Below are 25,993 nucleotides of genomic sequence, written 5' to 3'. Positions count from 1 at the left end.
TCCTCCCTTATATTGGCTCTATTCCTCGCGCGCTATCGATCCGTTCAGCTACCCGGTACGCCGCTTCCAACTCCGAACAGCCGTTGTTCTGCATCAGTGTCCAGCGCTCGGCTTTTTCCTCAGGCTCCGTCATGGCCAAGGCGAGATAGAGGCTGGGCGGCACGGCTCGAAACAGCGTTTCGAGCTTTTTCGATAGCACCACCCCTTCAGTGTATTTGCCCGGCTCCTTGCTGGCGGAGAGCAACAAGGCCTTTTGTGCCGGCGTGAGCTTCTTGAAGCGAGCGATTTCTTCAATCTCCGCCGGCGGCATATTCAAACAAATCCACCATTCGATCATGTTGAGCATGGTCTGCGCAGCCGTGGGGAAATCAGCAAGGTTCTGCGTCGCCAGCCAGAACCAAGCGCCGAGCTTGCGCCACATCTTCGTCCCCTTGACCACGAACGGCGCCAGCAACGGGTTCTTGGTGATGATATGACCCTCGTCGGTGACCATGATGATCGGTCGGCCCAGGTACTGGTCGCGCTCGGCAAGATTGTTCACGGTGTTCATCAAGCTGATGTAGCTGATGGACATCTGTGCCTCGTAGCCTTCGCGCGCGTAAGTGGCCAGGTCGACAATGGTCACATCGCTCTCGGGCCAAGGCGTGCCCTCGCGATCGAACAGTTCGCCCTCGAAACCCTGGCAAAACAGGTCGATGGACTCGCCCATCTCCTGGGCGCGCTCGCGGCGTTTCTCCGGCAAGTGCGGGTCGGCGGCGACGCGCAGCAAGGCGTCGCGTACGTCGCGGGTCAGTACCTGCCGGCCCGCGGCGACGCAGGTCTGCGCCGCATCGAGAATGCACTCGCGGATCAAGCTGCGATCGGCTCGACTCAGGCGCGCCTCTTCTTTGGCCTCGCCGCCGGTGATCATCAGACGGGCAGTGATTTCCAGTTCGCCGAGAACATCACGCTGGTCTTCGCGACTGGTTACCACCTCATCGTCCAGCTCATCGATCGACAGACTCGCCACCCGATCCGGCTGCTCGACCAGGCGCCAAGCATCGACAAAGGGTGCGAGACTGACCGAGGCGCCAGGTTTCAATTGGACCTTGTTGACTGAGAGACCTTGTGTCGCGAAGTAGTCACCCTGCAAACCAAACGAATTGCCGGCCTCGACGATAAATAAGCGAGGACGGTACACGGCCATGACCTGCATCAGCAAGGTGACCAGGGTGGCTGACTTGCCGGCACCGGTGGGGCCGAATAACAGCAAATGACCATTCATGGCCCGGTCCAGGCGTGACAATGGGTCGAAGCTCAGTGGCGAACCCCCGCGGTTGAACAGGGTGATGCCCGGGTGGCCAGTGCCGGTGCTGCGGCCCCAGACCGGAACGAGGTTCGCCAGGTGCTGAGCGAACATCAGGCGGGTGTACCAGTTGCGCGTGTCGCGGGCCGGGTTGTAAGCCATTGGCAACCAACGCAGGTAACTGTTGCAGGCGGCGACTTCATCGCCTTCGTGTACCGGTTGCAGCCCAGCACCCAACAGCGCGTTGGCCAGGCTGACCGAGTGCTGGTGCAATTGCTGCTTATCGTGGCCGCGCAGGTAGAACGCCAGCGTGCCGCGGTACAGCTTGTGCTGACGACCGATGATCGCACGAGCCTCTTCAACATCTTGGCGGGTCTGGGTCGAGGCCAGGTTTTCACCGATGGCTTTGCGAGCCAGGCGGTTCAACTGATCCTCAAGTACATCCTGCGGTTTGACCACCAAGGTCAGACTCATCACCGTGCCTTCAGGTAACTGGTCAAACAGGGCGTTGACTGCATCGCCCTTACGGGTTTCTCCGGTGAGTTGACCAATCGACGGTGCCCGGCGCAGCTTGTCCACCACCATGACCTGATGGGGTTGATCGTCGAAAAACCAGAGTCCGTGCTGCACATCCGAACGCGGTTCGTTGAAGAACAGCCGCTCGGCAAAGTCGTGGTCGAAGGGCAGTGCCAGCGACTCACCGTCACCCGACTCCGGAAAGGCCACGCGGCGGTAGAACTCCTCGGGCGCTTCATCGGTGAGCTTCGGGGCTGGATTGAACCAGGGCAGCAACCAGGCATACAAACCGCGGCCATCGACTCGCGTCGTTTGCACCCCGCATGCCTGCAACGAGGCACCGATTCGTTCGCAAGCCTGATGCAGGGATTGCACCGGGGTGAGTCCTGTCTCCTCAGCGTCAGACTCAAGCCAACGATAGACCACCAGGCGCACCCGCCGGTTATTGCCGCGCCAGGGCAGGCGTGTCACCACCTTATCCTCAAACAGACCGCCAGGCTTGGCGATGGCCTTCAGATGGAGGCGAGTGAGTTTCAGGTACGCTTGGGTGAAGACCGTGCTTAGCGCGCTGTCCCGAATATAGCCAGAGAGCCGGTTCAGGTAGGGAGTGAAGTCGTTGTCGTCCTGGCAGAAAAACTGCGCCACCCAAGGCGCTTGATCCAGCTCGTCAAAGCTATCCTGCAGGGCATCTTCAAGGGCATCGCGGGCCGTCATGAGCCAATCGGGCTCGCGCCCTTCGGTGCCGATAGGCAGCAACTCGAACACCGCCCCCACCGAGCGATTGTCATCGAGCAGAAAACACTGCTCGGTGTCGAGGTATTCGACCCACGGCAGGTGATCGGTGAAGCTGGGATTGTGCGCATAGAGTGCGGCTTCATCGGCCAAGGTGGCGCGAGTGCGTAATGGGTTGCGCCAGGCTTTCCACGCGGGAGTGCGGTTGCCCGAATCGCCGGTACGCACTACAAGTCTTCCTGACGTTCACCCGGTAATGCGTACTGCACCCGTTGGTAGAACGGAAAAACGGTCGAGTAACCCGGGACCGGTGCCTGCTCGGTACCGCTCAGGTGCGGATACACGTACAGCACTAGATCGGGATTGGGCAAGCGAGGGAACAGGTTGCGGATCTCGTTCGCCGCTGTACGCGTGTACGGTTCCTGGAGAGAAGCGGAGAAATCTGCCAGGGCCAGCGGACGGCGTAGCTGCTGCCGAACCTCCAGCAGTTGCTGCTGAGTGCCTTGCGAACCGGCGCCGCTCCAGATGTCCAACATGGTTTGCTCGCCATGGGGCAGCAGTGTCCCCTTGTCGGTGGAACATCCTGTCAGGACCCAGCAGAACAGGCTAATCCAGGTCAGGCAGAGAGGTATGGTCTTTTTCATGGCGAACGCTCCGGCCCTTAGGCTCGTAGTCGATGGTGATCTCATGGTCGAGGTGCAGTGCGACCTGGGCTGCCGGTGGCACGTACACGGCAGCAAAGGCTTCGCCATACAGCTTGTTCATCCACTCGCGGATGTCACTGACTCCACCGCTGAGAATTGAATTCAGTGCGCTATTGCCATTGCTGTTGGTGACTCCGAGGGTACTGCCGCCCGAACTGATCACGCTGCTGTTGCTCTTCTCATCACCGAGTAAGGCCGCGACACCGGCGCCAGCCGCCGTGATCAGGCTCTGGCTACCAAGGTATTGTTTAGCGTTCGAGCGGCGCTCGCCGGCAATGCACGGGATGCCATACGGATCGGACAGGTAACCGAGTCCGCCACGGATCTTGTCGGTGTTCGAACTCTGGGTGGTGGAGGCATTGCGGCTGGCCACCGCCTTCGGCTGAGGCACCGTGCGGATGGTGCCATCGGTAAACACAAAGGTGATCGACTCGACCTGTCCGCGTACGCAAGACAGGGTCCAGTCACCGGAGGCTGTGCCGCTCATCACGGCCCCCGCGACGTCCGGCAGGTCGATGCCGTTGGCAGTCAGGTTCTCCGGACCGACCAGCACCTTGAAGGGATAGGGATCATTCACTGTGCCGTCCACCGGGACTCGGCCGATCAGCGCGGTCATGGCGACCGAGCCCATCAATGTCGCGTTTTCGGGAAGGGTGTAGACCGGCTTCGCGCCTTCGGTACGATCAGCGGATCGTGTCAGGTCACGCTCCCCCTTGGTGTCTGCACGTAGCTGTTTCTGGCTGCGATCAATGACGTTATCTTTCAAAGCTTCCAGTGAGTTGAAGGCGGTAGGCAGACTCAGTGCGGGGGAGGTCTTGGTTTTGCCTCGGTCGTCGGTGGACAGAGCGTCCGAGGGTTCAATCCACTGCAGTGCAGCATTGGCAGAGCTCCGCCCTTCGAACTGAGCACCGTCGCCGGGCTCAAGCCCCAATCCGATTGGCATATCCTTGCGTTTGCCGGTCAGCCCCGACAACTGATCCTGCAATTGTGTCAGCAGACCGCGAGCCTGACGACTGTCTTGTTCCGCTTTGAGTCGGGCCTCGTTGGCTTGTCGGCGGCCTTCGTCGACCTGCTGGGTCACGCTGCCAAGCGCCGTCTGGATACGCAAGTCGACGCTGTTTTCCCGCTCGCGCAGGCGGTTGTTCTCCGTCTGCAGTGAATCGTTGTGTTTCTTCAAACCAAGCATGTCGCTACGCATGGCCTTCACCTGGCCGACCAGGGTGGCGACCGTGTCGCGCGGGGTATCGCCAGCAATGCCGAGCGACTTGGCTTGCTCGGCGGATAACTGAAGATTGCCCTGGTCAATTGGGTGCTCTGGAGAGGAAGTATTACTCCCCGCGACCCAGCTTTTCAGGATAATCAACACCACGGCCAGTAGCGCAGCCGGTACCAGCCATTTGAGCAAAGCGTTAGCTTTCATCGTTAGGACCTCGCGCAACGGGCGGGAGCAGCACGGCTTGCTCGAGGCCGGCACCGCGGGTGACGAGGTAGGCAATCGTGGTGTCTTCAGCACTGCCGACAGGGCCGAGGAACGCATGCTGGAAGGCTGCGGCAAATAGCTTGGCCTGAAGTCGACGCGGATCGAGTTGCACCGTCTCTGGACCACGATTGCGCAACTTCACCGCCGTCACCCAGTAATCACCGAGTCGCCAGGCGGCGATGGGTGTGCTGGACACGTTTTCGGTCGGCAGCAGGGTCGGCAGTTCAGTGCGCAGCTTGAGCGGGACGCGGCGTACACCGGGCAGGGACTCCAAGGTGCGCAGCGGCGCGTACAGGCTCTGTGCGGCGTAGCGCGTCAAAGCGACTGGGATCGGTGTACGTTCTGGAACAGGGACGGTGCTAGATTCAGCCTCGGTAGCTTGCACCGGAGCATTCTTGAGAATGCGCACGGGCTCCAGCGGTTGATCGCCGGGAGTGGCCGCGATATCCAGCAGGATGATCTCGCCCGTTGCGACTGATTGCAGTTGCAGTCGGGTCGGTGCAATGGCTTCCGACGCGCGCAGGTACAGCGTGCCGCCAGCTGATTGCACGCGCAGCTTGCTCGTCAGGGTTGAGGGCACGCCGACTCGAACGTCCTCATCGATAAAGACCACTCGCTCCTGATTGATCACCAGAGGGACCGCGAGGGGGAGGCGTTCCCAGTGCATCAGCTCGACGGCCTGCGCTGCAGCTCCCCATAGCATCAGTGCGACGGTCAGTCCCAGGGTAGAAATCCGCTTCATGGCTCACCTCCAGGCCGGGAGATTTTTTGCGGAGTGCCCTGATAACAATCCAGTGCCAGCCCCCACTTATTGCGCTCGGGGTCCAGGTCAAAACGCACTACGCGTAATGGATAACGCACCACCACTCGTTTCACCGGTTCGGCGGCGTAATACTCATCGGCATTGAGGTCGAGTTTGACCAGCCAGCTGTCGCGGTCGAGTTGCTTGACCCTGAGTGCCGGATCTTCGCTGTAGCCTCGGCCCAGAATTTCGTAGACGCCACGCACCCGCTGGCGCAGTTCGCCAGCGGCCTTGCGGTACTCGTAGTCGCCATCGAGGAAGGCCTTGCAGGCGGGTGTCAGGTAGGACTGCAAGCCGTAGATGGCGCGGCGATAATCCTGCTCACCATCCGAGGGCCAGCGGTTGAGTTGACCAAAGATGTACAGGGCAAAGGCATAGACATTCTCTGAGGGGATATCCCACCACTTGCGAGTGCTGCCCGAGCGTAGATCCGGGGGGACATGCACGGTCAGGTCGGTCGGTGCCGAGCGCCAGCCGTACCAGAGCCCGGCACAGACCAGGGCAAGGATCACTACCGCCAGACGCAGGCTGAAGATATGGGCTTGTTGGGCGTCCACCTTGTTCCGAAATCGGCTCATGGCTGCCACCGGGACAGGGCAGGACGTAGCCGGCGGGAGCGGCGAACCGTCCAGGCACCGGAGTGGAGGATCAAACTCCCGCGACCCGGGCGCCAACGGCTGGCCAGTACCCATTCGAGCTTGCGGTACAACCAGGTTTCGGGGCGGGCTCGCTTGACCCGACGCAGTAGCGTGCCACCGGCAAACAGCACCACCGTCATGCCTGCGATCATGCTGGTCGGCGCCACGGCAATGGAGGCGGTGGCGATCGCCAGAGGAACGCCCACCACCAGGCCGATGAGTGCGCCGGTACTTAAAGCAATCCACATCTCATCATTGGTTAACCCGCGCAATACGGCGGGATCACGATTGATTCGCTCCGGGAGAAAGACCAAGGTGCCGTCGGCAAGGCGTTCAATCGTGTCGTTCATGCCAACCTCACAAAATCGCGGCAGCCTTGGTCAGGAACCAGATGATGATCACCACCAACAGAGCACCGATACCGACCACCGCGCCGAGGTCTTTCCAGGTCTTGCGCTGGTTCTGCACGTCGGCATAAACGGTCAGCGAATGCCAGGCCACGCCGAGAAACGCGAGCAGGGCGATCAGCAGACCGAGCAAGATGCCGCCGTCATAGGCGTAGTTTTTGATCGTCTCGATCAACCCGGATCCCTCTCCGCGCGAAGGCGCTTCCATGGTCGGGAGTTCGGCAAAGGCCAAGCTTGGACCGAGCACCAGCAACAGACTGATCAAGCGTTGGCTTGCACGATCACGTAGGTTGTTTTTCAGGGGGACAAGGCACTTGAGCATGACGGCGATCTCCTGGATTAGGACAGGGTGAAGAACATCAGGACCAGTAGGACGAGCAAAACGCGCGCGGCACTGCCGCCGAAGGCTCCAAAGCGCACACTGCCAGTCGCCCACCCTCGGTAAGCCGTCCACATCACCCAGGTGCACCAGAGCAATGCCAGGACCAGAACCAGGGACAGCCAGAGCGTCGAACTGTTCTGTGCCGAGAAGCCGGAAGCGTTCTGGAACGCGGAAGTCTGGGAGTCAGTCATGCTCATGGCGACGGCTCCTCGGGCGGAGTGTCGAGGTGGTAATCGCCGACCAATTCAGTGGGATCGCGGGGTTGAGCGCGGGAGGGGGACAGATAGCCCTGCACACCTTGACGGATGCGCTGGATGTCTTGGTTCAATTGGGGATAGTCGAAGCGATAGCGTTCGTTTGGTTCAGAGGTACTGCCTACCTCGGCTCGCGTCGCAAGGCGTTCGATAGTGTCGAGCTGCTGCTGAATCAAGCTGAGCTGCACCTGCTCATGAGCTGATGCGGCATAGCTGCTGCCATGAACGATGGCCAGTGAAAGGAGTAACAAGCAGCGAAAGGCGGTAGTCGACATGATGCTGGCCCATGTGGAGATGGCGACAGAATCAAGTTAGGGGATGAATTATTCAGTAGTAAACGCGAGGTGGGATGTATCGCTTTTTTGGGGGAGAGCGGAAGAAAATTACTCACACATACATCAGCAATCGATTTGGCGATAAAGAAAGCTCAGACAGCACTCCTACCCCAATAGAAATGTGTTGTTTATGCGTCAATGAGTAGATTAGCTCGTGCTTGAAGGCAGCATGGGTGACGAAGAGCTAATCATCGCCTAGCATTGGAATATTCATTCCTCATTTCCCTAACCTGAAGGAAGCTTCACATGTCTCGTTTGGCTGAATTTCGTAAGCTTGAGCAACAACTGGCCGAACAGCTCGCAGAGCTTGAGTCGATGAAAAGTGATTCCGGCCTGAAAAAAGAAATGGAATTTGAGAGCAAATTGCGGGCGTTGCTGGGCGAGTACGGCTTCAGCTTGAAGAACATCCTTAGCATCCTGGATCCAGAGGCTGGCCGTCGTACCTCGACACCAATAGCAGCACCTGTAAAGGCAGCCCGCAAAGCTCGCGATGTAAAAATTTACAAAAATCCGAACTCTGGTGAGCTGATCGAAACCAAGGGAGGTAACCACCGGCAGTTGAAAGAATGGAAAATCGAGTTTGGCGCAGACGTTGTTGAGTCGTGGCGTACTCAGTAAGAACGGTTTGACTACAAGGGGCTCTGCAAGGGCCCTTTTTGTTGGTGAGGATAATGAGTCCTGAATGCGAATCTTGGTCCCACTTCTGCACCAATCTTGAGGCACATCCCAAACTGTGGAAGCTTGCCTTTCATTCAACGCACTGCTCGAAGTGGGGAGTCGAAGTCGAATACGGGCAGGTCAACTCGTGCGCTGTGTCAGTTCTGCAGTCGCTGGATAACTATCCTGACAGTAGGGGATATATAAAGGAAAAATATAATTTTTTCGAGTCAGAGATATTTCTTAAATGTAGTTGCCGTGATTGCCATTGTGATGCCAAGCATTACAGCACAAGGCAAAAATACGGCCATAGGATTGAGCGAAAAGGGTAGGGACAGGTAAATGACCCAGGGCACGATGAGCAGCGGTATTACTGCTCGTTTAGCGCGGTGATAGACGAAGCTACTTTCTCGTCCTGCTCCAAATTTGCGCAGGTCACGGTGCATCAAACCATCGACAAAACCAGTGAGCGTGGCCAGCAGAAACAAGGGTATCGCCAGGACCAGAATGGTTAGCCTCACGGCGAAGGTGAAGGTGACATACACCGCCGCCAGTACAAAATCCTCAATGCTCACGTAGAGCTGGTTGATCCAGCTCCAGAAGCCGTTGCCCTGGCTAGACCCCCGCGCCTTCTGGGCAAAATCCGCAAAGCCAGTCTTGACCAGCAGCCACTGATTGAGAAAGTCCAGCAGCTGGACAATCGTCGGTCCGGGTTGTTGGAGGATAAGTGAAGATTTGAAGTGCTCACTGAGCCAGCCCAGTTCAGTGGTCAGCATGGCCTGGCTGTGCCGCCAGCCCTGATCGCCCCAGAGCAGCAGTAGACCGGCGAACTCGATCAGGATCGAGAACAGCAACGAGGCGATCAGCAAACCGATGATGCGAAAAACCAAGCCAATCGCCGAGACGATCACTCCCGGGCGCTGGACAGGTTGTGGCGGCGTGTTCTGGGCGGAAGTTGTCATCGTTCACTCCATTGCGCGCCGCGGTCGATGCCATCAAGGCGCCTTCCGAATGCGTGTTTGCTGAATCAAAACCTGCGGGGGGACGGGTTACCCCACCTGATCCAAATCGAAGTTGGTTGTTGGGCCGCCCCCGCTGGCAGTCCACCATTGGCCCGCCTGCTCGTTGTAGGCCGCCCGCATTCGCTGGGTGAGTTCCAGCAAGTCCTTGGGCATGGCATCGTCGTTGGTGGATTTAGGTAAAGGCATGCGGACTTTCCAGAGCTGCCCGCCGGCCTGGAAGGAGAACATTTGCCCCTTCGGCAAACTGACAATATGAGCAGGCTCAATCAACGGCACGCTGGTGCTGCTAACCCGGTCCTGCGAGGAGGAGGTGAAGTCCGTGTTGGCCTCAGGATCGGAGGTGTCGGTGGCGCCCGACACCAGCGTTTTGGTCAGCACGTTAACCTTGGGCAACTGCTGGGTGAGCAGCTCCGCGGTGGCGGTTTCGCGCACCCTGAGCATCTGCAGGGTGTTGAAATTGCCGATCACCTGGCCGGCTTTGGCACGGTTGCCGATGCGCGCCTCGATATCGCTGAGGGTCTGGGTGTAGGCCGTCACCTGGATGCCGGCGCCACCGCCCTTGTTGATCAGCGGGATGAACTCATCGCCCATCAACTCGTTGAACTCATCGGCGTGCAGGTTGATCGGCAGCTTGTCACTGCTGCTGCTCGATGCGGGTAGGCCATGGTCAATGCCATGTTTGTAGATGTGGCCCGCGACCGAGACCAGGTCGGCGAACATGGAGTTGCCCACAGCGGCGGCCACCTCGGCGTCGGTCAGTGCATCCAGACCGACGTAGACGATGCCGCGTTTTCGGATGATCTGCATCCAGTCGAAAATCGGCCGCTGGTCATCTAAGTCGGTGTAGTTTGGGGCCAGCAGTTGGGCTGTCTTACCGGTGGTGAGTTTCTCCAGCAGCGGCAGTAGCGAGGCAACGATTTTGTCGAAGTAAGTACGGTCGTAGCGTACCGCCGAACGCAGTCCGTCCATGACCGGATCAAATACCCGCTTCACCGCCAGGTACTGCTCGATGGCCACCACACGCTTTTCGCGCCCGATCATATGCCGGGGAATGTTCTTCTCGGTGAGCTTACCTTCAAGCTGGACGATCACTTCCCACGCCTTCGGATCGGTCTTGGCGAAAAACTGCTGGGCGTATTCGATGAACAGGGCGTCGATATTGATCACATGTCGCTGGATCTGCAGGTAGTCCGGACGTCGGCCCAGCTCGATCAGTGCGCGGGCGATGATGTTGACGAAACGCCAGGCGAACTCACGGAAGGCTGCAGAGTTACCTTCACCACTGAGCTGCCCAGCAATGCGCGAAGCCACTTCCGAAATGCGGCCGAAGCGTCCCACGGCGTTGTAACGGGCGGAGATCTCCGGCCAGCCCAGATGGAAAACATAGAACTCCTTCTCCCGACCGGCCCGTTTGGCTTCGACGTACATCCGTTTGAGCAGGTCGGCATCGCCCTTCGGATCGAAGACGATGACCACCTCATGTTCGATGCGATGAATGTCTTGGGTGATGTACACCTCGGCGAGCCGCGTCTTGCCGACACGGGTAGTGCCGAGCACCAGGGTATGCCCAACCCGTTCCCCCAGCGGCAGACTGACTTCCGTTTCATAGGGCTCGACCCCATGCAACAGCGGCGAGCCACCGACCGGGGGCAAAGGGCGCAACGGATTGAAGGCATTGTCACAGGCGGTGATACGCGCCAGTGTCGAGAACGGAAACGGAGCATGTTCCAGGCGCCGTTCGAGTCCACGTGCCAGGCGGTAATGGGTCGGTTGATCGACATAGTGAGCGACAGCCGGATCCTGAGCCTCGACCAAGCGCTGGGTGTGCAGGCGGGTCCAGCGAAAGCCGCGGCCCATGAACAAACGTTTACGACTGACCGGAATCTGCCGACTGATCAGTTCGTAGCGGGGTAGCCGACGGATATTGCGCCGATAACGCAGTACGTCCCAGGCTTGTCGCAGTCGGATCAGGCCGAACAGGGTATAGGCCAGCGCTGCAACCAGACCGATCTCGGGTGACAGCGCCACAGCCCAGGGCGAGTACACGCACAACACCGCGGCGGCGATACAGATCACTACGGTGTACAGCTCCACCGCTGGTCGGAGCTTGGACTCCATCGTATGTTCGGCCATGGTCTGGACTCACTGTTCCAATGAGGTGGCGGAGATCAAGACGGGGTAGTGCTCGATCTGCAGGCTGCTGGCGATGTCGTTGCCATTGACCGGCAGGATGGTGATGCCCGGAGCGGCTGCTCGAATCCGGGCCAGGGCTTCAGTATCAGCCACTTCGACGGCGAGGCCAGCCGCGCCCATTTCCTTCAGTTCAGTCGCGCGTTGACGCAACCAAGCCAGTGATTGGGGATCCTCACCGACCAGGAAAAATGGCCGCAAGCCCGGCATGTTCAGGGCACGAGGCGTGATCTGGCCTGGGCTCAACCGGGAGCTGCTGACCGGCAATATCCAGGCTTCATCGGCAAACTTAGACAGGTCCGCATGCATGGGCCGATCAGACTCGATCTTGTTGTTTATTGGCCGCCTGGAAACTTGAAAATGAGGTCGGGTGAAGTCGCTAGGCTGATCCCCGGCAACGGTCAGTTCCGGCTGGGCGAAGAGCAGGGTGAAATAACAGGCAATGGCGATTCGCTTCATGGTGGTGTCTCTTGTTCGAAGGAAACCAGCAACCGTTTGAGTTGCCGGGAAAAGCCGGCTCGGTAACGCGCGGCCGACGTTCCTCCTGCCGGGCGGTGATAGCGCCCGGCAGCCAACATCCAATCACCGGTGGCGGCGTGATGCTCCTGCAGCAGCGCGGCGGTGACGGCGAGATTTCGGTAGGGGTCGAGGGCTTCGCAAGGGCTGGAAAAACGTTGCCCGTGGTAACCCAGGTTGGTTTGGCCGAGTCCGGCATCGACCCGCTTGGCGTCATGTCGGGCGAGTGCCTGAAGCAAGGCGTGACAGGCGGCCTGGCGAGTGGCGAAGCGGTAGGGTGTTCCGGCGATGTTCAGCGTCCACGGCCAGGGCAGCAGGCGACCACGGACGCGGATACCACTCTCCTGCAGGGCAATGGCGAACAGCACCGTAGAAGGGATCTCCGCGTCATGCGCCGCCAGTTGGTAGGCAGGAGGCGGAAGTTCGTCAGCCTGGACGGCGAACACCGTCAGCAGGAGCGCAATAGCACTCAGTCGAGGCGTTGCCATTGTCCATTCACCTGTTGAAATGTGGCAGGCAATGACCCCGGGGCACCCAGGCCGAACCAGCGTCCGCGGTCATGGTTCAGGGTGATCTGCCGGCGTTGAATCTTGACCGGATCGATGCCTATTTGCCGGGCCCAGCTACGGACGCGTTCATCCTCGCCTTGGCTGCCCACCAGGTAGATATCGAACGCCGTATCACTGCTTTGCAGACGCTGCGCTTCGGCGGTGCACGCCGGGCAATGATCCTCCACAAACAGGGCCTGACGCGGCACGACCGATGAGCTGGTTGGGAGCGGGGATGCCATGTCCTGGATCGGCAGCAGCCCGGGAAACAGCTTGGCCCAGGCCGCGGTGTAAGCGTTTTGGTAGGCCAATTCGCGCTCGGCGCGTTTGGCTTCCAGCGCTACCTGTAATTCGGCATAGCGCTGGCGCTCTTGGTCGGTCTGGGCCTCGACCCCGAGTGCGGTCAACGGATCGAGGCTCGGGCTCCAGAAACCGCGCGGGCCGGCTTGGATCTGTTCGAAGCGCGTCCACTCCTGCTCCGTCAGCCCCCAGCTCGCAGCCTGTTCGGAGTGGGAGCGCCCCAGCGGAGCGGACTGCGTGTCTTGGATCTGTGACTGTGTCGTGATGGGGTTACCCATCACAGCACCCGTGGTCAGTAGCGAAACCAGGCAGACGACGGCGGGCAGTGGCGCTCTGTTCATGATCGCGTCTCAAGGGAGGTGCACGGTCTGGTCTGGCTGAGCGGCCACCGCGAAGATGGCTGAGTTCGGCTCCAGCACTTTCAGCTGCCAGGTTCCCAATTGCTCGCCGCTATGCAGCAGCCGAACATCCATGAGAGCGCGACTGTTATGAGGTGCGACCGCCAGAAAGCGCTCACCACCGCGGGACTCGACCCCCAACACTGTGAACGGTGGCGAGAGCGGGGCGGGCTTGGGCCGAGCGGTTTTTTTCGCTCTGGTCGCGGCAGGCGTCGGCGGTGGAGGGGATGGCTGGGTCCTGAGGTCCAGGAGTTGCTGCTCGACCTGTTCAAGGCGTGTGCGTAGCGCTGTCAGGTCTACCACGGTGGCGCGGGCTGCCAGACCATCGCGCAGCTCCTGTATCTCTTGTGCCCATTGATCCAACATCGGATCGAGGGTATTGGCCTGTTGCTCACCGGAATTGACCATCTGCTTCAGGTCTTTCAGCGCGTACTGCAGCTTCTCCTGCGTATCCTTGAGGGCGTTTGAATCACGTTGCAGGGTGTCCAGGGTTTGTAGGTGTAGGGTGTTCGTGCTCTGTAGCTCGGCCACGCGCTGATACTGGTTATACAAACCACCACTCAGGCCGGCAATTGCCAGGCAAAGAAGCCCGATAATAAGGATTTGAAACGTTGAGGCTTTCATGGGCGTGCCGCCGACTGATGGGGCGAGACCGGTGTGATCAGCGCGACACCAGCCTCCGTTTTCTGCTGCTCGAAGCAAACCGAACGGCTGACTTCATCGGTCGTGAGTTGCCAGGCGGGGCCAGCCAGCACTTGTAGCGCGCTGCGCAAAGAGATCGGGCCGAGCCGGTAATGGGCTGCGGGCAGAGACCGGGTAAACAGCACCTTGACCGACGCGGTAACGGGACAGAGCGAATAACCCGAGCGCTGCAGCACGTAGTGCATCGCCTCCTGCACCGAAGGGCTCGGGCTGGACGGGATGCTCACGTCGATAATTTGGGCGAGAAGATCGCGTTGTGCCGTGGTGGGCTCGATGCTGACCAGCGTATAGCGGCCATAGCGCAGCTCTCCCGGATGGCTTCCTTCGGCTGTGCCCCTCGAGAGCTGTGCCCGATTAAAGCCACTGTCGATCGCTGGATGGGTCGGCAATGGCTTGGGGATTTGCGCCGTGCAGGCGCTCAACAAACCCAGCAGGCAGACAGGCGTGAGAAAACGCTCCATGGAAAAAACCTCATGTCAGATTCAGTGCAGAACCTGACATGAGGTGAAGGAGCGATTCAGTGAGAAAGTTGATTCAAGGCGGGTCGTGTTAACGCTGAACGCGTTGCTATTCATCAAAAATGGCGAGCCCATTCAAGACGGCAGTGTCGGGGTCGAAGATCAACAATCGCACATTCGCCAATGCCGCTAGATACAGTACGTTGACCAGGGCTTCCGGTGTGCCGGCGTCGAGCTGCTCTTGCCTCAGCGATGAATAAGGACGGCCCTGGATCTTCACCAGGTTATCGTCTGTCCAGGGCGTGCCGATCAGTTTGCAACCGATGCCGCAGCAATCCGGCAACGCGAAAAGCTCAAACAAAAGACCGGTTTTCCTCGGAGCGGAGTTACTGATCCACCCTTCCAGATAGAACATCGCTTCTTCAGGAAGGTGTGCGGTACTGATCTCCCAGGCTCGACTGTAGTGTCCCGTTTCGAAGCTCAAGCGATGGACCATGGCTTGGGCTTCTTCCAGGGAGTACAGATCGCCAAGGTGATGCCGCTCGTTGAGCATTTCGCCAATCACGGCATAGATCACTTGGCGCACTAGCCCGGTGGACGGGCAGCATTCATCCAACTCATCCGCAATGGATTGGCCTTCGCTGATCAAGGCGAACTCGTCATTGAACAGGCAAGGGAACAGTTGCAGCTCATTGTCGGGCAGATGGGCTTGTACGTCATGCACTGGTCGAAAGCAGGGAGGGCAGTCGTTTTCGTAGGTGATCAGTAGCAGCCGTTCGATATGCAGGTTGTCGAAACCGCGAGCAAATGGATTTGAGGCCATCAGCAGGGCTGGGGCTTGGGGTGTGGGATTCATGAGGGTTCTCCAGGATGAAAATGAACCAGGTGCCCGAAGGCGCCTCTGAGGGTTAAAGCCAGCCATGTTCGGCAAGGGAGAGCGGACGACCTTCACCAACGATGAAGTGATCCAGTACGCGCACTTCGATCAAGGCCAAGGCCTCCTTCAGCCGTGCGGTCAAGACGCGATCCGCCTGGCTGGGTTCCGTGCAACCCGAGGGGTGGTTGTGAACAAAAATGGCGGCCGCAGCGTTTTGCGCTAGGGAGCGCTTAACGACTTGGCGGGGGTAAACGCTGGCGCCATCAATGCTGCCGTGAAAGAGGACTTCGAACGCCAGCACCCGGTGCTTGGCATCGAGAAAAATCACACCGAAGACTTCATGCTCATGTTGCGCAAGATGCAGTTTTAGGTATGAGGCCACGGCGTCAGGCGACGTCAGGTTAGGGCCGCGGGTGAACAGTCGACGATCCAGAATATGCAGCGCTTCGTCGATCACCTGGTTTTCTTGGACGATACGATCAGCTTCGAAATCCGAGGTTTCAATCAGTGTGAGTTGGGTGCTCATGGGGGTACCTCCGAAGGGAACAATCAGGGGTACACGCCCGAGGGGAGTGGTGTCCCCAAGGTGGATATAGAGTCGCGGGTGTTAGCCGATGGCGCGCTGTTTACAGCCGAGTGAATCGGTGGCGTTGACCGTGTAGGTGTGAACCACAACCGTCGCAGGGCAATGGGGAAAAGGCTTTTATTCCCCAGCCGGCTTCGGGATCAAAGTCGGCACTGATGGGCATCAACCGAACCAGTCCACGTTGCATCGCGGCGATGCGTTCCTCGATTTCATCGGTCGTGTAGTAGAGCGATAACGTGCTGTAGTCCTCGTAAGCCGCCGCGAACAGGCAGTCGTCGCAAAGCCAGAAGGATTCCATATTGGTTCTCCTGTGCCGATTGAAAAAAAGGCGCTCGAGGGAGCGCCTTGATGTGGAACATCGTGGACTGTTCAGGCGGACTGAACGGTATGGGTAGCATCACGGCGGGCCGTGCGGGGAGCGGGTGGAGATTCAGGTTCGACCCGAGGCTCTGTTGGGTTTTCGGTCTCCTCCGCTTCGGCATCAGCCGAGGGTGGGGAGGGTTCATTATTTGGCGCTTGCTCAGCAGGTGCTGTTGCTTCCTGCCTGGCGGGCGCTTTGTACTCGTACGTGCCGTTGACCTTGATCCAGTCAATGAACAGCAAACGACCTTTCAGGCTGGCGCCGGGTTGACCTTGTTTATCGCCTTTCTCGTAGAGAAACGGATCAATCCACAAATCGCCAATGCGGAACGACAGCAAGACCTTTTTCTCGGCGTTGACGGCGTCCATATAGAGACGAATCAAGCGTTCAGCTTCGCCCCCAGCGACTTTGCAGTCGAAGCGGGTGTACTCCACCGAATCGGTGGCACCGTGCAGGGCTGCAATATCGCAGGCCATGAATGGCTGTCCGCGGCGGACTTGTACTTCACGAACACGGTTGAGGTAGCCGATACCGACGGTGTGTAGGTTGAAGTAAGTGGTCGCTTCTTGGGATTGGTTGGCGTGGGCCATGGTGGTTCTCCTGTTTCAAGGAAAAACGGAGACGCACTGTCCCTGACGGGGAAGTGAGCCCCCGTCAGGGTGGGTAAGGTGAAGGCGAGCAATGAATGACTTGTCACCGGCAAGCCGATGACGATCAGAACGATGCGTCCGGGGAATAGCGGTGCAGCAGAGAAAGGTCTGCGGTGGTAATCCGCAGGCATGGGGTAGTGGGCATTCATCACCGCTGAAGCGGTAACCGTGCGAGCTTCCGAACGCTGATCGCACTTGGGTAAACCACCACGAACGTGGCGTAGCCTTGAAGGTTCAAGCTACCTGGGCTGGGCTGTCAACGACAGCGAACCACGCCCTTTGTATAAGCCTGTCACAGGGGAGCGTCAAGACGCTGCAACCCGATTTTTTATGGCCGGAATACAGTGGCAGTCACTGGACTGAAGAAAGTGAAGAGCGGGCCTGGCGGGGTGCCAGGCGAGGAAGAGAAAAGCCACCTTTGGCGGTCCTACACAGTCGACAAGCTCCTCGCAAAACTTGGTTTAACTGCGCCATGATTCGCCAACCGACCCTTGTCGTGGCCTGGGTCGGAAGCTGCTGGCACGCATCCGCGCACAAAGGGTGCCCAGTGTTTCCCCGGTGGGCTCCGGGACTGAATACGATCGCTGAAGCGGATGACCGCTATTGCCTGGCAGAGGCAACAGTGGTCATCCGCCACCGTGATCAGGTCGAACACAAATCAGGAATGAAACTCCGCAGAAGAGAAGGCTCCGAACTCTAAGAGTTCGACCGAGCTACCCGGAGCGAATCGGTCTTGGGTCGCCGTTGGCGGTGATCCGAAGCTACTACAGCAGAGAGGGCAACACGACGTCAAGCCAGTGGGCGCTCCTTCATAAGACGCTGCGTTGAGCGCGATGAAAGAGGTTACTTACTGCCGAGATGGGCAGCTAATTGTTCGACGGTTGCCAAAATAAAGGCACGGTCGCTTTCTTTCAGTCCACTCAGCAGACCTGCGATCATCTGGCCCTGGTCATTGGGACGATTGCTCGACTCGGTCAGCAATTCATCCATCCGGCAGTCGAAAATGTCCGCCAGTTGCATCAACTTGACCACGGAAAGCTCCACCACACCCCGCTCCAGGCGCGAAATAGCTTCGCTGCCAATCCCCAAGCGTTCAGCCACCTCTTCCTGGGTCAGATTACGTTCGGTCCGGTGCTTCGCGATCATGCGCCCGATTAAGGCTTGGGTTGGATGTTTATGTGCCAAGTGATGAGTTCTCCAATTCAACCCGAATGGTTGAGCAAAGACCCATTGACATGAACATCCTTAACGGTTGAGTATCGACTTATAGGGTTGATATATTGACTGAAATAGCTGTGTATCGCGACGTGACTTCTATTCCTCCAGGAATCGGAGCCCGAAGTGACCAGTGAGAATGAGCGGTCTGATAGGGCCAAACGGAGGAACGGTTGAGCATGGAAGAGCAGAGCGAGAACGTCATGGATCTGATCTGGGATCGAACACTGGAGCTGTTCATCAAGATCCATGATTGCCCGGATAACCCCGAACACTTCGACAGCCTTGTTCATTGGCTCAACGAAAATCCTGCACACCTGAAAGCGTTCAACGAACTAGGGCAGATATGGATTTCGACAGGCATCGCCTTGGCCCGTGAAATCGGACAACCGATAAGCGACTTCGAGAGGGGGCAGCCGCCGTTGATGATGCACTGACCAGTACATCGCCTCCAATATTCATGTTCATCGTCAATGGCGCGTCATGGGCGACGCGTATCTTTTCTGATGGGCACAGTGCCTTTGCAGTCTGGGTAGTGGGAGCACGACCAAAACGGCCCTGATTTCCCCTTTCGCCTGAGCATTGAGGCGTTGCAAATGGGGCAGGCCGGACCGGCTTCGATAGGCATGGCTAAAGTAAGTGAGCCGCAGCGTGCGACCAACTGCGCGATCCAATTCGCCTGCTTGGCGACGAACGCATCCAGGCTCAGACGTCCCGCTTCGATTTCGTCCAGAGCCTGCTCCCAGATCGCGGTCATACCTGGATCTGCGATTGCAGCGGGAACCGCCTCAATCAGGGTATGGGCCGCTGCGGAGGCCATCAAGGCGCGTTTTTTCTTCAGCAAATAGCCGCGATCAATCAAGCCCTTGATGATGCCGGCGCGTGTGGCTTCGGTCCCGATGCCGGTGGTGTCCCGAAGTTTCTGTTTCAGGCGTGGGTCATTGACCAGCTTTGCCACATTTTTCATCGCCTTGATCAGATCGCCCTCGGTGAGAGGTTTAGGAGCGGCAGTGCGCATGGACTTGAGTTCGACGTCGTCCACTGCGCACTGAGTACCCTGTTGCAAGACCGGTAGAACTTGGGCCTTGTGATTGGGTTCATCCTCATCGGTGTTTTCGTAGAGCAAACCTTTCCAACCCTGAACCAGGATCTGTTTGCCAACGGCGGTCAATCGTTCTTCGCCACACTCCAGTTCGACCTGGGTCCGATCAAACTCATGATGTGGAAGAAACTGCACAAGGTAGTGGCTGCGAATCAGTTCGTAGACTTGGCGTTCTTGTTCGGACATCCGCGCAAGGTTCGCCGGCTCGGTGGTGGGGATAATGGCGTGGTGCGCGGTGACCTTGGCATCGTTCCACGCGCGAGAGTGCAGTGATCGATCGAGTCTTCCCAATGCGGGCTGCAGCGCGGGATCCGTTTTGAGCAGGGCATCGAATACCGCGGAGACCTCGTCGAACATACTCGCTGGCAAATAGCGGCAATCGCTGCGCGGATAGCTGGTGGCCTTGTGAGTTTCATACAGAGCCTGGGCGATGTTCAGGACTTCCTGAACGCCGAGCCCCAACTTGCGCGAGCAGACTTCCTGCAGGGTGCTCAGATCGAAGGGCAGGGGCGGCGCTTCGCGGGAATGCTCAGTCTGCAGCGAGAGTACTGTGGCGGTCTTACTGCTCGAGATCGCTTGGACCGTCTGACTGGCAAACGCCTGCTGCAGGCAATGACCGGCCTCATCTCGTCCTAAGCTTGGTGGTAACCACGACGCGATGAATGGTTGCCCCATTGAGGACAGGTGCACATCCACGTCCCAGTAGGGTACCGAGACGAAGCTGGCAATCGCGCGATCCCGATCGACCACCAGCCGTAAAGTGGGCGTCTGGACGCGTCCAACCGACAATACGCCGTCGTAGCCCGCCCGCCGTCCGAGGAGGGTAAACAAGCGACTGAGGTTCATACCGATCAGCCAGTCGGCACGGCTGCGGGCGAGGGCTGAGTGATAGAGCTGGAAGGTCTCCTGGCCGGATTTCAGCGAGGACAATGCTTTGCGAATCGACGCCTCGTTGAGTGCGGATAACCAGAGGCGCTGAACGGGGCCTCGATACTTGCAGAGCTCCAGTAACTCGCGGGCAATCATTTCACCTTCGCGATCGGCGTCGGTTGCGATGACGACAGTGGTAGCTTCGCTCAGCAGGTGTTTGATGATTTTGAACTGCGCGGCAGTCTTGGGTTTGACCTCAACCCTCCACTGCGCGGGAATGATCGGTAGATGATCCAACGACCAGGATTTGTACTGATCACCATAAGCTTCAGGTGGGGCTGTCTCCAGCAGGTGGCCGATACACCAGGTGACGGTTGTCTCTGTGCCGATCAGGCAGCCATCACTGCGCCGGCTGGCTCCGAGAACCTTGGCGATGTCACGACCTTGGGAAGGTTTCTCGCAGAGGAAGAGACGCATAGAACTGCTCCGGATTGAGTTCGGAGCAGCGTTGTTGGAAACAGCCGTTGCGAGATATGAGAAACCTGAATGGCAGGTTCCTCATATTAGTCGGTGAGGACAGCCTTGAATGGGCCGAGGCTGCTACCTTGTTGTAGCGTGGGCAACAGGGTGGGTCTTCACGAGCAGCGAGTAATAACTGGCCAGCAACTTCGCGCAAAGGCGCAATTTTGATGCCTGAAGTCAGTCCGTCAGTCCGACGGTGGCTGTCCTCTGCGCTTTCTGGGTTTCGACGTAGCTGAACTGGCCTGCTCTGTATTTTGCCCGACGTGTGTCGCAGATGCCGCCGGCTCACTGGATCGTTCCCGCATGACCACGCTTTGCACTCGGTGGGGCAGGATGCCCACTCGACGGGCCTCGATCTTGAAGGTCACCCGCGCATTGTCTTCGCTGTCCTCCCACTCATCGCGCACGGTGCGGCCTTCGACCAACACGCGCATACCTTTCTGGTACAGCGTGCTCCAGTGTTCAGCCTCGCGGTGCCAGAGCTCAACCGGCGCCCAATAGCCGCCTCGATCTTCATAGCTGCCCTCGCGCGGAACGGGGTTGTCGAAGTACACATTCAGCCGTAGTAAACGCCGTGGCTCGTCATTGCCTGATGGAAATTCCTGGAACTCTGGCGCACTGCCGATATTGCCTTCGCCGACAAAAAAAGTACTCATCCTGATACCTCCACTGCGGTTGTGAGTTGGCGCAGCAGCCGTTCGGCACTGGCCATTTTGATCGCGCAGGTGGTGGCCTGGCGGTAAAGCGAATGCACCACGCTCATTTGCAGGTTCAGTGCAATGCGGTTGCATTCGAAACGGTGCAATCCCTCGTGTACGGCCTGCGGCAGGACCTTGTTGCTCACCTGGCGCTCCCAGACCGCAACCCCCATGCGGGCGAAGTCACGGGTGCGCCATCGCAAAAAAGTGCTGCCAGCGCTGGTGTTCTGCAGCACCAATCGAATATCCAGCAGTGAGTAAGGGGACTGTCCGGCTTGCTGCGCCACAGCTTCCATCAGGTGGCATAACTGCGCCTCGATTTCCCTCGCCACCTGCGCCAGGTGGTCCAACTCCCCCTTACCCTTAAAAGGTTTTAAAAGGCCTTTTAGGGAGGCTGCGTGTTCGAACTGTCGATAGGCATCGGGTGTCAACGCTTCGAAGGGCATTGGTGGAGCCGGGTTCATGGGATTCATGCTTCGTCCTCCGGCTCATCCACTGTCGCAGATGGCTCTCCCGCTTCCTCTGCCAACGCGTCAGCGTCATCCACCGCTACCGCACCACGACGAACGATTGGCGGCGCGAACTGGGAGCGGCGATGCCCTTCAAGAATGTCCATCGGTGGCAAACCCATTTTCTCGATGGCCGCCAGGGCACGGGCGTTGTTCGCCGCCATGTCGTCGCGCGTGACGCCGGCATGCCGATAGCGCTGTGCCTGACCGAACAGGCTGCGCAGCAAATAGGCGCCGTCGTCGATCCAGGCTTCCATGTCGATGCGGCCGATCAGGGCGGTGTGATGGGCCAATAGGGTCCGGCGCACCAGGGTGTCGTAGTCGGTCAGCAGATAGACCGCCAGAAAACCCAGCTGGCTGCCGATGTACAACGGCAAGGTGACGGGGTGGATGTTGAGGTTGTCGCCCATGTCGATTTGTGTCGGCAGGTCCTGTCTGATCCGATCCAACTGTTGGGTGAGCGCCAGCATCCCAGCTTTGGCCTGCATCAGTTTTTCTTCGAGTTGCACGATGGCCCAGTCGGCATAGGGATCGTCCTGGGCCGCGGTTTGTTTGATCAGGTTGCTGACACTGATGTAGCCGGCCATGCCCATGATCGAGTGGACGCCTTCGCGTGCGACCCTACCTTGCCAGATACGGGCGGCGTGGTGAGTGTGCAGGGTCAGGGTGATGCTGCTGCGCAATGAACCCAGGTTGAGTTGATAGTGATCGGCCACGGTGTTGTCCTCGCATAAGCTTGGGCAAGATCATTGCGACAGATGAGGGTCAAGGGCAGCCAAAAAGCTGAATGCGGTCTGTTCGGTTTGGTGTGAGAGGGTTAATTTCGGAGTCGTTCGCGAGTGACGCTGGTGAATCATCTCCATGTATGGCGATGGCCGTATCGCTCGGATTGCGCAGGTTCAGACTTTTGCGATCTCACATTAGACGTCAGTAGATTTGATGCCACTGGCATCAAATCTACTGGCGTCCAGAGCGTTTGCCGCGCAGTTGACGTAGCTCATTCAGGCACGCTTGGGCGAGGGCGGAAGCGGGTTCGCCCTGTTTTCGGGACGAGCGTGACGGTGCTGTTGGGAGCGGTTCTGTAACGGGTGGGGGCTCTGTCTGACCTGCCCAAGGACGAAAATCACCTTTCAGTGCGCGCTGGATTAGACCCATCAGATAGGCCGCTGGCTTGCGGACACTTCCTGCCGCACAGCGTGCCCCCGCTTCGTTGAGCACCGCCTGCCGATCCGCTGGTTTGAGCTTGTTCAGCGCCACGGCGACGGCCTGACGCTCGCTTGGACTCAGGTGCAGCGGATCGGGCCAGTGCAAGTTATCCACCGCTGGGGTCACGCGCGGTACAGTACAAATACTTTCTTTTAATACAGTACAGGCGGCGTTCGGATTCCGAACTGCGTCGGAAACATTGGCGTTCAGGCCCGGTACGGAATCCGAACGAGGGCCTGTACGATTCCGAACGCGGTGATCTTCCCCCGGTTCGGAATCGTGCAGAGTGGCATCGGTTGCCTGATCCAATCCTTGGTGTATCCAGCGATCGCCCCAGCTGTCGAGCCGTGTAGGTAGCTGACCTAAATCGATACGGGTGTCCTGGCGAATTTCTTCCAAAACGTGCCGGGCAACAATACGCACAGCCTTGGTGTTATGACTGAGGCAATGTCCGACCAGCTCCAGGTAATCCTGATCCAGTTCCATGGCTTCGGCGGGGGTTAACGGCTCATCGTGCAGGACATACAGAGAACCTTGAAGACGTCCGCTGAGCTGATCGCGTCCACGACTCACCAAGCTGAGCCAGCGCGTCAGTCTGAGCATCGTCAACACGCGAGCGATGGTTTCACGCGAGGCTGACGCGCCGTAGGGCACGCTCGATAGGTAAGGCTGCAAATCCTCATAACGCGGTGTGACCACGCCCTGGCCTTGCAGCATGAGTCGAAACACCTGCCAGGCATTACGCTCTAATGGCGTCAGTCGATTATCCAACAGCAAACGCCGCGGCACGACTTCGTGTGATTGACCACTGAACAGAAAGCCAGCCTGCAGAGCCTGGTTGGAGGGTTGTTCAGTGGTAGGGCGTGCGGGCCAACGCTCACTCAATTGCTGGGTGCATTGCTGCAGAACACGCTGCCAGCGACTGGAAGGGGCAGTGTTCATGTTCCGTTGCTGTATTGGTCGATCTGCTGCCAGACGAGGGTCAAACTGATTTGCTGTTCTTCGGCCAACATCATCATGGCGTCGAGCTGATCCTCGGTACCGTCTTGAGCGCGTAGCTGACACCAGCGTTGCCAGAGCGCGTGTTCCTGAGCTTCGCTCAAATGCTGTGGGCGGCCCTTACGGACGTCTATCTTGAGCAGACGGCGACGCAGGGCGGTTTCCGAATGTGCCAAGCCAAAGCACTGGTACATGATGCTGCTGCTGGCACCCAATTTGAGCGCTCGGTTGATCAAGCGCTCGTTCTGCTCGTCGCGTTCGGCTTGCTCGATCAAGCGATGCAGCACCGGCGAGTCAATCTTGACCTCAACCCAGGAGACGGTGGCATGGGCCAGGCGCGACAGCGTGGTGGGTGGTAAGGACTGCAACAAGTAGATGTCGTCCTCACCCAGTCCGAGTGCCTTACAGCGTTGCAGATTACCCAGGCGCAGCTCATGCAGCACCTGGGCCAGCATGGCCTGGTTGAGCACATTGAAGGACAGGCTCATGGCAGCTCCTTCGGTGAGTTGTCTTCAGGGGGAAGCGTTAACTCGATCAGGCGACGGACCAAACGGATCAGGCGATACAGCTTGATTAACAAAGTGTCGGGCAATCGTTCGAGGCCTACGTCCATGATGGGACGGTCTGGCAGCGGAAGTTGGTAAACTCCCAGCAACAGCTGACCGAACAGGGCTGAGGGCAGTTGCTTGCGATCCTCCCAGTTCACGTCGTCTTGAGCGCGCAATAGGGCCAGGAGCAGTAGGTGAACGCCGGTCGCGCGAGGAGTTGCAAAATTTAGTCGCTCCATGTCCAGGGTGAAGCCTAATCCATACTTCTGGTCGATGATGCTTTCGGGATGTCCGGTGTAGGACGCCATTTCCCGAGCCAGTCCGGCAATGGCTAAACGCAGTTGTTCGGGGGTATCGAGTGTTGGTGCGATGATCCAGATGTCGTCGATCGTGCAGGTTTCGACGGTGGGCGCTGCATAGGCGGAAGTCTCGCGATCAATCTGTTCACGAATCTGCTGAACGCGTGACGGAGGGCTGACCGCTGAGACGACATTCGTTTCGGGCGGTGTGAGCAGCTCCTCTTGCGCTGTTTCGGTCTGGGTTCTGGTCTCAGTTGATTTGGGACGGGACTCGGAGGAGAGAGGTCCTGCCGCGGCTTCATCAACGCTCGGCAGATGGCTGTTCTCTGAAGGCGTGGTAACGACAACACCAGGCCTCGAGATGACCCGTTGGGTATCGCTCAGCTCCAGGGCCAACATACGGTAAGACTGTCCGAGCAAGCGGCTCATACGCTCGAGCAGTTCATCCTGGATTTTCTCAAGATCGAAGGATTCAGGGTCGGCATCGAAGTCGCCCAGGGTCTCGAGCCAAAACTCGGCGAACACCAGAGGCGCGGTTGGATAACGGTTCCAAGTTCGTTGTGCCTGGCTACGTAGGCCGATCAGGCGTTCGATCTGGGGCTTACCTAATCCGGCATACAGGGTTTGCGGAATGGCGGGCAGTAGGTGTTCGAGGGTGTCCAGCATCCGGCTGATGTGCGACTGCGAAATTGGATAGCCTCCAGCGGCAAGACGTCGTGCCAGCTCACGTTGCGAGAGCGCAGCTCCATCCGGTTCGAGCATGGATTTGAGTTTGGCTACCGCCAGCGCACGTTCGATGAAAGTGAGTTGGCCGTGCAGATCGCTTTCGGCCAGATGGCCGAGCAGGGCGGTGAGTTCGTCGGTCCAGGGTCGGAACAGGCAATGAATGCGGAAGAAGCGCTCGTCGCGAGTTTCCTGCCACAGCTCGCCGAGAATCGCCAAGCGCGTATTACCACCGTTGCGGATGATGAAGTAGGGCTCACCCGTGCGACGGGTAATCGGCGGTGGTTGATCCAGCCCGCGTTCACGGATCGAGGCCTTGATATCGTCAAAAAGCGGATTACGGATGAAACGCGGGTTGTGTTCGTAGGGTCGCAACTGCTCCAGAGTGACTAGCATAGGTGTGTCGATGACTGGATCGGACAGCCGCTCCAGTTCTGGACCCCGAGGGAAGTGGTCCAGGTGCAGCTTGTCGGTGATCTCGTCCTGACTGAGCTTCTTCATT

Annotated in this window: 30 protein-coding genes; 2 read left to right on the top strand and 28 right to left on the bottom strand. The window is 58.7% G+C overall.

Annotated elements, in window-relative coordinates:
* Positions 1-7: 7 nt before the first annotated feature.
* The 9 genes from ACMXYH_RS20930 to ACMXYH_RS20890 are packed head-to-tail and all read right to left on the bottom strand — an operon-like array spanning position 8 to position 7,475.
* On the bottom strand, positions 8-2,761 hold the full coding sequence (locus ACMXYH_RS20930) for a conjugative transfer ATPase (RefSeq protein ID WP_415764797.1): 2,754 nt from the start codon (positions 2,759-2,761) through the stop codon (positions 8-10).
* A complete protein-coding gene (locus tag ACMXYH_RS20925) occupies positions 2,761-3,177 on the bottom strand; it encodes a TIGR03751 family conjugal transfer lipoprotein (RefSeq protein ID WP_415764796.1) in 417 nt (138 codons plus the stop codon). The genes ACMXYH_RS20930 and ACMXYH_RS20925 overlap by 1 nt, the downstream gene beginning before the upstream one ends.
* On the bottom strand, positions 3,140-4,657 hold the full coding sequence (locus ACMXYH_RS20920) for a TIGR03752 family integrating conjugative element protein (RefSeq protein ID WP_415764795.1): 1,518 nt from the start codon (positions 4,655-4,657) through the stop codon (positions 3,140-3,142). Before ACMXYH_RS20920 ends, ACMXYH_RS20925 begins: the two co-directional genes overlap by 38 nt.
* A complete protein-coding gene (locus ACMXYH_RS20915) occupies positions 4,647-5,459 on the bottom strand; it encodes a TIGR03749 family integrating conjugative element protein (RefSeq protein ID WP_415764794.1) in 813 nt (270 codons plus the stop codon). The genes ACMXYH_RS20920 and ACMXYH_RS20915 overlap by 11 nt, the downstream gene beginning before the upstream one ends.
* Entirely contained in the window at positions 5,456-6,097 is a 642-nt protein-coding gene (locus tag ACMXYH_RS20910; protein ID WP_415764793.1) for a PFL_4703 family integrating conjugative element protein, read from the bottom strand. The genes ACMXYH_RS20915 and ACMXYH_RS20910 overlap by 4 nt, the downstream gene beginning before the upstream one ends.
* Positions 6,094-6,507, bottom strand: a complete 414-nt coding sequence (locus tag ACMXYH_RS20905; protein WP_415764792.1) for a TIGR03750 family conjugal transfer protein — start codon at positions 6,505-6,507, stop codon at positions 6,094-6,096. Before ACMXYH_RS20905 ends, ACMXYH_RS20910 begins: the two co-directional genes overlap by 4 nt.
* Before the next feature lie 7 nt (positions 6,508-6,514).
* Entirely contained in the window at positions 6,515-6,886 is a 372-nt protein-coding gene (locus tag ACMXYH_RS20900; RefSeq protein ID WP_415764791.1) for a TIGR03745 family integrating conjugative element membrane protein, read from the bottom strand.
* Between the two features lie 17 nt (positions 6,887-6,903).
* On the bottom strand, positions 6,904-7,143 hold the full coding sequence (locus ACMXYH_RS20895) for a TIGR03758 family integrating conjugative element protein (protein ID WP_415764790.1): 240 nt from the start codon (positions 7,141-7,143) through the stop codon (positions 6,904-6,906).
* Positions 7,140-7,475: an RAQPRD family integrative conjugative element protein gene (locus tag ACMXYH_RS20890; RefSeq protein WP_415764789.1), complete on the bottom strand. Its 336-nt coding sequence runs from the start codon at positions 7,473-7,475 to the stop codon at positions 7,140-7,142. The genes ACMXYH_RS20895 and ACMXYH_RS20890 overlap by 4 nt, the downstream gene beginning before the upstream one ends.
* 306 nt (positions 7,476-7,781) lie before the next feature.
* Here ACMXYH_RS20890 and ACMXYH_RS20885 point away from each other — a divergent pair, with 306 nt between their 5' ends.
* Positions 7,782-8,153 carry a histone-like nucleoid-structuring protein, MvaT/MvaU family gene (locus ACMXYH_RS20885; protein ID WP_415764788.1) on the top strand — a complete coding sequence of 124 codons (372 nt, stop codon included), beginning with the start codon at positions 7,782-7,784 and terminating at the stop codon, positions 8,151-8,153.
* Between the two features lie 269 nt (positions 8,154-8,422).
* On the opposite strand, the gene ACMXYH_RS20880 is transcribed toward ACMXYH_RS20885, so the two are convergent.
* The 12 genes from ACMXYH_RS20880 to ACMXYH_RS20825 all read right to left on the bottom strand — a co-directional run bounded on the left by ACMXYH_RS20880 (position 8,423) and on the right by ACMXYH_RS20825 (position 17,985).
* Positions 8,423-9,154 carry a TIGR03747 family integrating conjugative element membrane protein gene (locus ACMXYH_RS20880; protein ID WP_415764787.1) on the bottom strand — a complete coding sequence of 244 codons (732 nt, stop codon included), beginning with the start codon at positions 9,152-9,154 and terminating at the stop codon, positions 8,423-8,425.
* A gap of 87 nt (positions 9,155-9,241) precedes the next feature.
* Positions 9,242-11,347 (bottom strand): type IV conjugative transfer system coupling protein TraD, encoded by a 2,106-nt coding sequence (traD, locus tag ACMXYH_RS20875; protein WP_415764786.1) that lies wholly within the window; start codon positions 11,345-11,347, stop codon positions 9,242-9,244.
* 9 nt (positions 11,348-11,356) lie between these two features.
* Positions 11,357-11,863 carry an integrating conjugative element protein gene (locus ACMXYH_RS20870; protein WP_415764785.1) on the bottom strand — a complete coding sequence of 169 codons (507 nt, stop codon included), beginning with the start codon at positions 11,861-11,863 and terminating at the stop codon, positions 11,357-11,359.
* Positions 11,860-12,408 (bottom strand): lytic transglycosylase, encoded by a 549-nt coding sequence (locus ACMXYH_RS20865; RefSeq protein ID WP_415764784.1) that lies wholly within the window; start codon positions 12,406-12,408, stop codon positions 11,860-11,862. Before ACMXYH_RS20865 ends, ACMXYH_RS20870 begins: the two co-directional genes overlap by 4 nt.
* Positions 12,390-13,109: a TIGR03759 family integrating conjugative element protein gene (locus ACMXYH_RS20860; protein WP_415764783.1), complete on the bottom strand. Its 720-nt coding sequence runs from the start codon at positions 13,107-13,109 to the stop codon at positions 12,390-12,392. Before ACMXYH_RS20860 ends, ACMXYH_RS20865 begins: the two co-directional genes overlap by 19 nt.
* 9 nt (positions 13,110-13,118) lie before the next feature.
* On the bottom strand, positions 13,119-13,790 hold the full coding sequence (locus tag ACMXYH_RS20855; protein WP_415764782.1) for a chemotaxis protein: 672 nt from the start codon (positions 13,788-13,790) through the stop codon (positions 13,119-13,121).
* Positions 13,787-14,329, bottom strand: coding sequence for a PilL N-terminal domain-containing protein (locus ACMXYH_RS20850; protein WP_415764781.1), 543 nt, complete (start codon positions 14,327-14,329; stop codon positions 13,787-13,789). The genes ACMXYH_RS20855 and ACMXYH_RS20850 overlap by 4 nt, the downstream gene beginning before the upstream one ends.
* A gap of 106 nt (positions 14,330-14,435) precedes the next feature.
* Positions 14,436-15,182: an ABC transporter substrate-binding protein gene (locus ACMXYH_RS20845; protein WP_415764780.1), complete on the bottom strand. Its 747-nt coding sequence runs from the start codon at positions 15,180-15,182 to the stop codon at positions 14,436-14,438.
* 52 nt (positions 15,183-15,234) lie between these two features.
* A complete protein-coding gene (gene radC / locus ACMXYH_RS20840; protein WP_415764779.1) occupies positions 15,235-15,729 on the bottom strand; it encodes a RadC family protein in 495 nt (164 codons plus the stop codon).
* 100 nt (positions 15,730-15,829) lie between these two features.
* Positions 15,830-16,087: a hypothetical protein gene (locus ACMXYH_RS20835; protein ID WP_415764777.1), complete on the bottom strand. Its 258-nt coding sequence runs from the start codon at positions 16,085-16,087 to the stop codon at positions 15,830-15,832.
* 71 nt (positions 16,088-16,158) lie between these two features.
* On the bottom strand, positions 16,159-16,740 hold the full coding sequence (locus tag ACMXYH_RS20830) for an STY4534 family ICE replication protein (protein WP_415764776.1): 582 nt from the start codon (positions 16,738-16,740) through the stop codon (positions 16,159-16,161).
* 903 nt (positions 16,741-17,643) lie between these two features.
* Positions 17,644-17,985 (bottom strand): helix-turn-helix domain-containing protein, encoded by a 342-nt coding sequence (locus ACMXYH_RS20825; protein WP_415764774.1) that lies wholly within the window; start codon positions 17,983-17,985, stop codon positions 17,644-17,646.
* A 209-nt stretch (positions 17,986-18,194) separates the two neighbouring features.
* On the opposite strand from ACMXYH_RS20825, the gene ACMXYH_RS20820 reads away from it, so the two are divergent.
* A complete protein-coding gene (locus ACMXYH_RS20820; RefSeq protein ID WP_415764772.1) occupies positions 18,195-18,452 on the top strand; it encodes a hypothetical protein in 258 nt (85 codons plus the stop codon).
* A gap of 44 nt (positions 18,453-18,496) precedes the next feature.
* Here ACMXYH_RS20820 and ACMXYH_RS20815 read toward each other — a convergent pair whose 3' ends face one another.
* The 7 genes from ACMXYH_RS20815 to ACMXYH_RS20785 form a co-directional block, all read right to left on the bottom strand.
* A complete protein-coding gene (locus tag ACMXYH_RS20815; RefSeq protein WP_415764771.1) occupies positions 18,497-20,464 on the bottom strand; it encodes a DNA topoisomerase III in 1,968 nt (655 codons plus the stop codon).
* A 230-nt stretch (positions 20,465-20,694) separates the two neighbouring features.
* Complete coding sequence (locus ACMXYH_RS20810; protein ID WP_415764770.1) at positions 20,695-21,165, bottom strand: single-stranded DNA-binding protein; 471 nt, start codon at positions 21,163-21,165, stop codon at positions 20,695-20,697.
* A complete protein-coding gene (locus ACMXYH_RS20805) occupies positions 21,162-21,680 on the bottom strand; it encodes a DUF3158 family protein (protein ID WP_415764769.1) in 519 nt (172 codons plus the stop codon). Before ACMXYH_RS20805 ends, ACMXYH_RS20810 begins: the two co-directional genes overlap by 4 nt.
* Positions 21,677-22,432 carry a PFL_4669 family integrating conjugative element protein gene (locus tag ACMXYH_RS20800; RefSeq protein WP_415764768.1) on the bottom strand — a complete coding sequence of 252 codons (756 nt, stop codon included), beginning with the start codon at positions 22,430-22,432 and terminating at the stop codon, positions 21,677-21,679. The genes ACMXYH_RS20805 and ACMXYH_RS20800 overlap by 4 nt, the downstream gene beginning before the upstream one ends.
* Before the next feature lie 241 nt (positions 22,433-22,673).
* Positions 22,674-23,864, bottom strand: coding sequence for an STY4528 family pathogenicity island replication protein (locus ACMXYH_RS20795; protein ID WP_415764767.1), 1,191 nt, complete (start codon positions 23,862-23,864; stop codon positions 22,674-22,676).
* Positions 23,861-24,409, bottom strand: a complete 549-nt coding sequence (locus tag ACMXYH_RS20790; RefSeq protein WP_415764766.1) for a DUF2857 domain-containing protein — start codon at positions 24,407-24,409, stop codon at positions 23,861-23,863. The genes ACMXYH_RS20795 and ACMXYH_RS20790 overlap by 4 nt, the downstream gene beginning before the upstream one ends.
* Positions 24,406-25,992, bottom strand: coding sequence for a ParB family protein (locus tag ACMXYH_RS20785; RefSeq protein ID WP_415764765.1), 1,587 nt, complete (start codon positions 25,990-25,992; stop codon positions 24,406-24,408). The genes ACMXYH_RS20790 and ACMXYH_RS20785 overlap by 4 nt, the downstream gene beginning before the upstream one ends.
* Position 25,993: the final 1 nt, after the last annotated feature.

Origin of the sequence: Pseudomonas frigoris (genome assembly GCF_047758635.1) — a bacterium.
Taxonomy (GTDB): Bacteria; Pseudomonadota; Gammaproteobacteria; order Pseudomonadales; family Pseudomonadaceae; genus Aquipseudomonas; species Aquipseudomonas frigoris.
The sequence above is the reverse complement of the archived record's forward strand: the minus strand, read 5'-3'. Positions and strand labels throughout refer to the sequence as shown.

What these genes read in the sequence shown, in the direction of transcription:
- ACMXYH_RS20925 (WP_415764796.1), bottom strand. Translation starts at nt 3,177, where the DNA reads ATGAAAAAGACCATACCTCTCTGCCTGACCTGGATTAGCCTGTTCTGC.
- ACMXYH_RS20920 (WP_415764795.1), bottom strand. Translation starts at nt 4,657, where the DNA reads ATGAAAGCTAACGCTTTGCTCAAATGGCTGGTACCGGCTGCGCTACTG.
- ACMXYH_RS20915 (WP_415764794.1), bottom strand. Translation starts at nt 5,459, where the DNA reads ATGAAGCGGATTTCTACCCTGGGACTGACCGTCGCACTGATGCTATGG.
- ACMXYH_RS20910 (WP_415764793.1), bottom strand. Translation starts at nt 6,097, where the DNA reads ATGAGCCGATTTCGGAACAAGGTGGACGCCCAACAAGCCCATATCTTC.
- ACMXYH_RS20905 (WP_415764792.1), bottom strand. Translation starts at nt 6,507, where the DNA reads ATGAACGACACGATTGAACGCCTTGCCGACGGCACCTTGGTCTTTCTC.
- ACMXYH_RS20900 (WP_415764791.1), bottom strand. Translation starts at nt 6,886, where the DNA reads ATGCTCAAGTGCCTTGTCCCCCTGAAAAACAACCTACGTGATCGTGCA.
- ACMXYH_RS20895 (WP_415764790.1), bottom strand. Translation starts at nt 7,143, where the DNA reads ATGAGCATGACTGACTCCCAGACTTCCGCGTTCCAGAACGCTTCCGGC.
- ACMXYH_RS20890 (WP_415764789.1), bottom strand. Translation starts at nt 7,475, where the DNA reads ATGTCGACTACCGCCTTTCGCTGCTTGTTACTCCTTTCACTGGCCATC.
- ACMXYH_RS20885 (WP_415764788.1), top strand. Translation starts at nt 7,782, where the DNA reads ATGTCTCGTTTGGCTGAATTTCGTAAGCTTGAGCAACAACTGGCCGAA.
- ACMXYH_RS20880 (WP_415764787.1), bottom strand. Translation starts at nt 9,154, where the DNA reads ATGACAACTTCCGCCCAGAACACGCCGCCACAACCTGTCCAGCGCCCG.
- traD (WP_415764786.1), bottom strand. Translation starts at nt 11,347, where the DNA reads ATGGCCGAACATACGATGGAGTCCAAGCTCCGACCAGCGGTGGAGCTG.
- ACMXYH_RS20870 (WP_415764785.1), bottom strand. Translation starts at nt 11,863, where the DNA reads ATGAAGCGAATCGCCATTGCCTGTTATTTCACCCTGCTCTTCGCCCAG.
- ACMXYH_RS20865 (WP_415764784.1), bottom strand. Translation starts at nt 12,408, where the DNA reads ATGGCAACGCCTCGACTGAGTGCTATTGCGCTCCTGCTGACGGTGTTC.
- ACMXYH_RS20860 (WP_415764783.1), bottom strand. Translation starts at nt 13,109, where the DNA reads ATGAACAGAGCGCCACTGCCCGCCGTCGTCTGCCTGGTTTCGCTACTG.
- ACMXYH_RS20855 (WP_415764782.1), bottom strand. Translation starts at nt 13,790, where the DNA reads ATGAAAGCCTCAACGTTTCAAATCCTTATTATCGGGCTTCTTTGCCTG.
- ACMXYH_RS20850 (WP_415764781.1), bottom strand. Translation starts at nt 14,329, where the DNA reads ATGGAGCGTTTTCTCACGCCTGTCTGCCTGCTGGGTTTGTTGAGCGCC.
- ACMXYH_RS20845 (WP_415764780.1), bottom strand. Translation starts at nt 15,182, where the DNA reads ATGAATCCCACACCCCAAGCCCCAGCCCTGCTGATGGCCTCAAATCCA.
- radC (WP_415764779.1), bottom strand. Translation starts at nt 15,729, where the DNA reads ATGAGCACCCAACTCACACTGATTGAAACCTCGGATTTCGAAGCTGAT.
- ACMXYH_RS20835 (WP_415764777.1), bottom strand. Translation starts at nt 16,087, where the DNA reads ATGGAATCCTTCTGGCTTTGCGACGACTGCCTGTTCGCGGCGGCTTAC.
- ACMXYH_RS20830 (WP_415764776.1), bottom strand. Translation starts at nt 16,740, where the DNA reads ATGGCCCACGCCAACCAATCCCAAGAAGCGACCACTTACTTCAACCTA.
- ACMXYH_RS20820 (WP_415764772.1), top strand. Translation starts at nt 18,195, where the DNA reads ATGGAAGAGCAGAGCGAGAACGTCATGGATCTGATCTGGGATCGAACA.
- ACMXYH_RS20815 (WP_415764771.1), bottom strand. Translation starts at nt 20,464, where the DNA reads ATGCGTCTCTTCCTCTGCGAGAAACCTTCCCAAGGTCGTGACATCGCC.
- ACMXYH_RS20810 (WP_415764770.1), bottom strand. Translation starts at nt 21,165, where the DNA reads ATGAGTACTTTTTTTGTCGGCGAAGGCAATATCGGCAGTGCGCCAGAG.
- ACMXYH_RS20805 (WP_415764769.1), bottom strand. Translation starts at nt 21,680, where the DNA reads ATGAATCCCATGAACCCGGCTCCACCAATGCCCTTCGAAGCGTTGACA.
- ACMXYH_RS20795 (WP_415764767.1), bottom strand. Translation starts at nt 23,864, where the DNA reads ATGAACACTGCCCCTTCCAGTCGCTGGCAGCGTGTTCTGCAGCAATGC.
- ACMXYH_RS20790 (WP_415764766.1), bottom strand. Translation starts at nt 24,409, where the DNA reads ATGAGCCTGTCCTTCAATGTGCTCAACCAGGCCATGCTGGCCCAGGTG.
- ACMXYH_RS20785 (WP_415764765.1), bottom strand. Translation starts at nt 25,992, where the DNA reads ATGAAGAAGCTCAGTCAGGACGAGATCACCGACAAGCTGCACCTGGAC.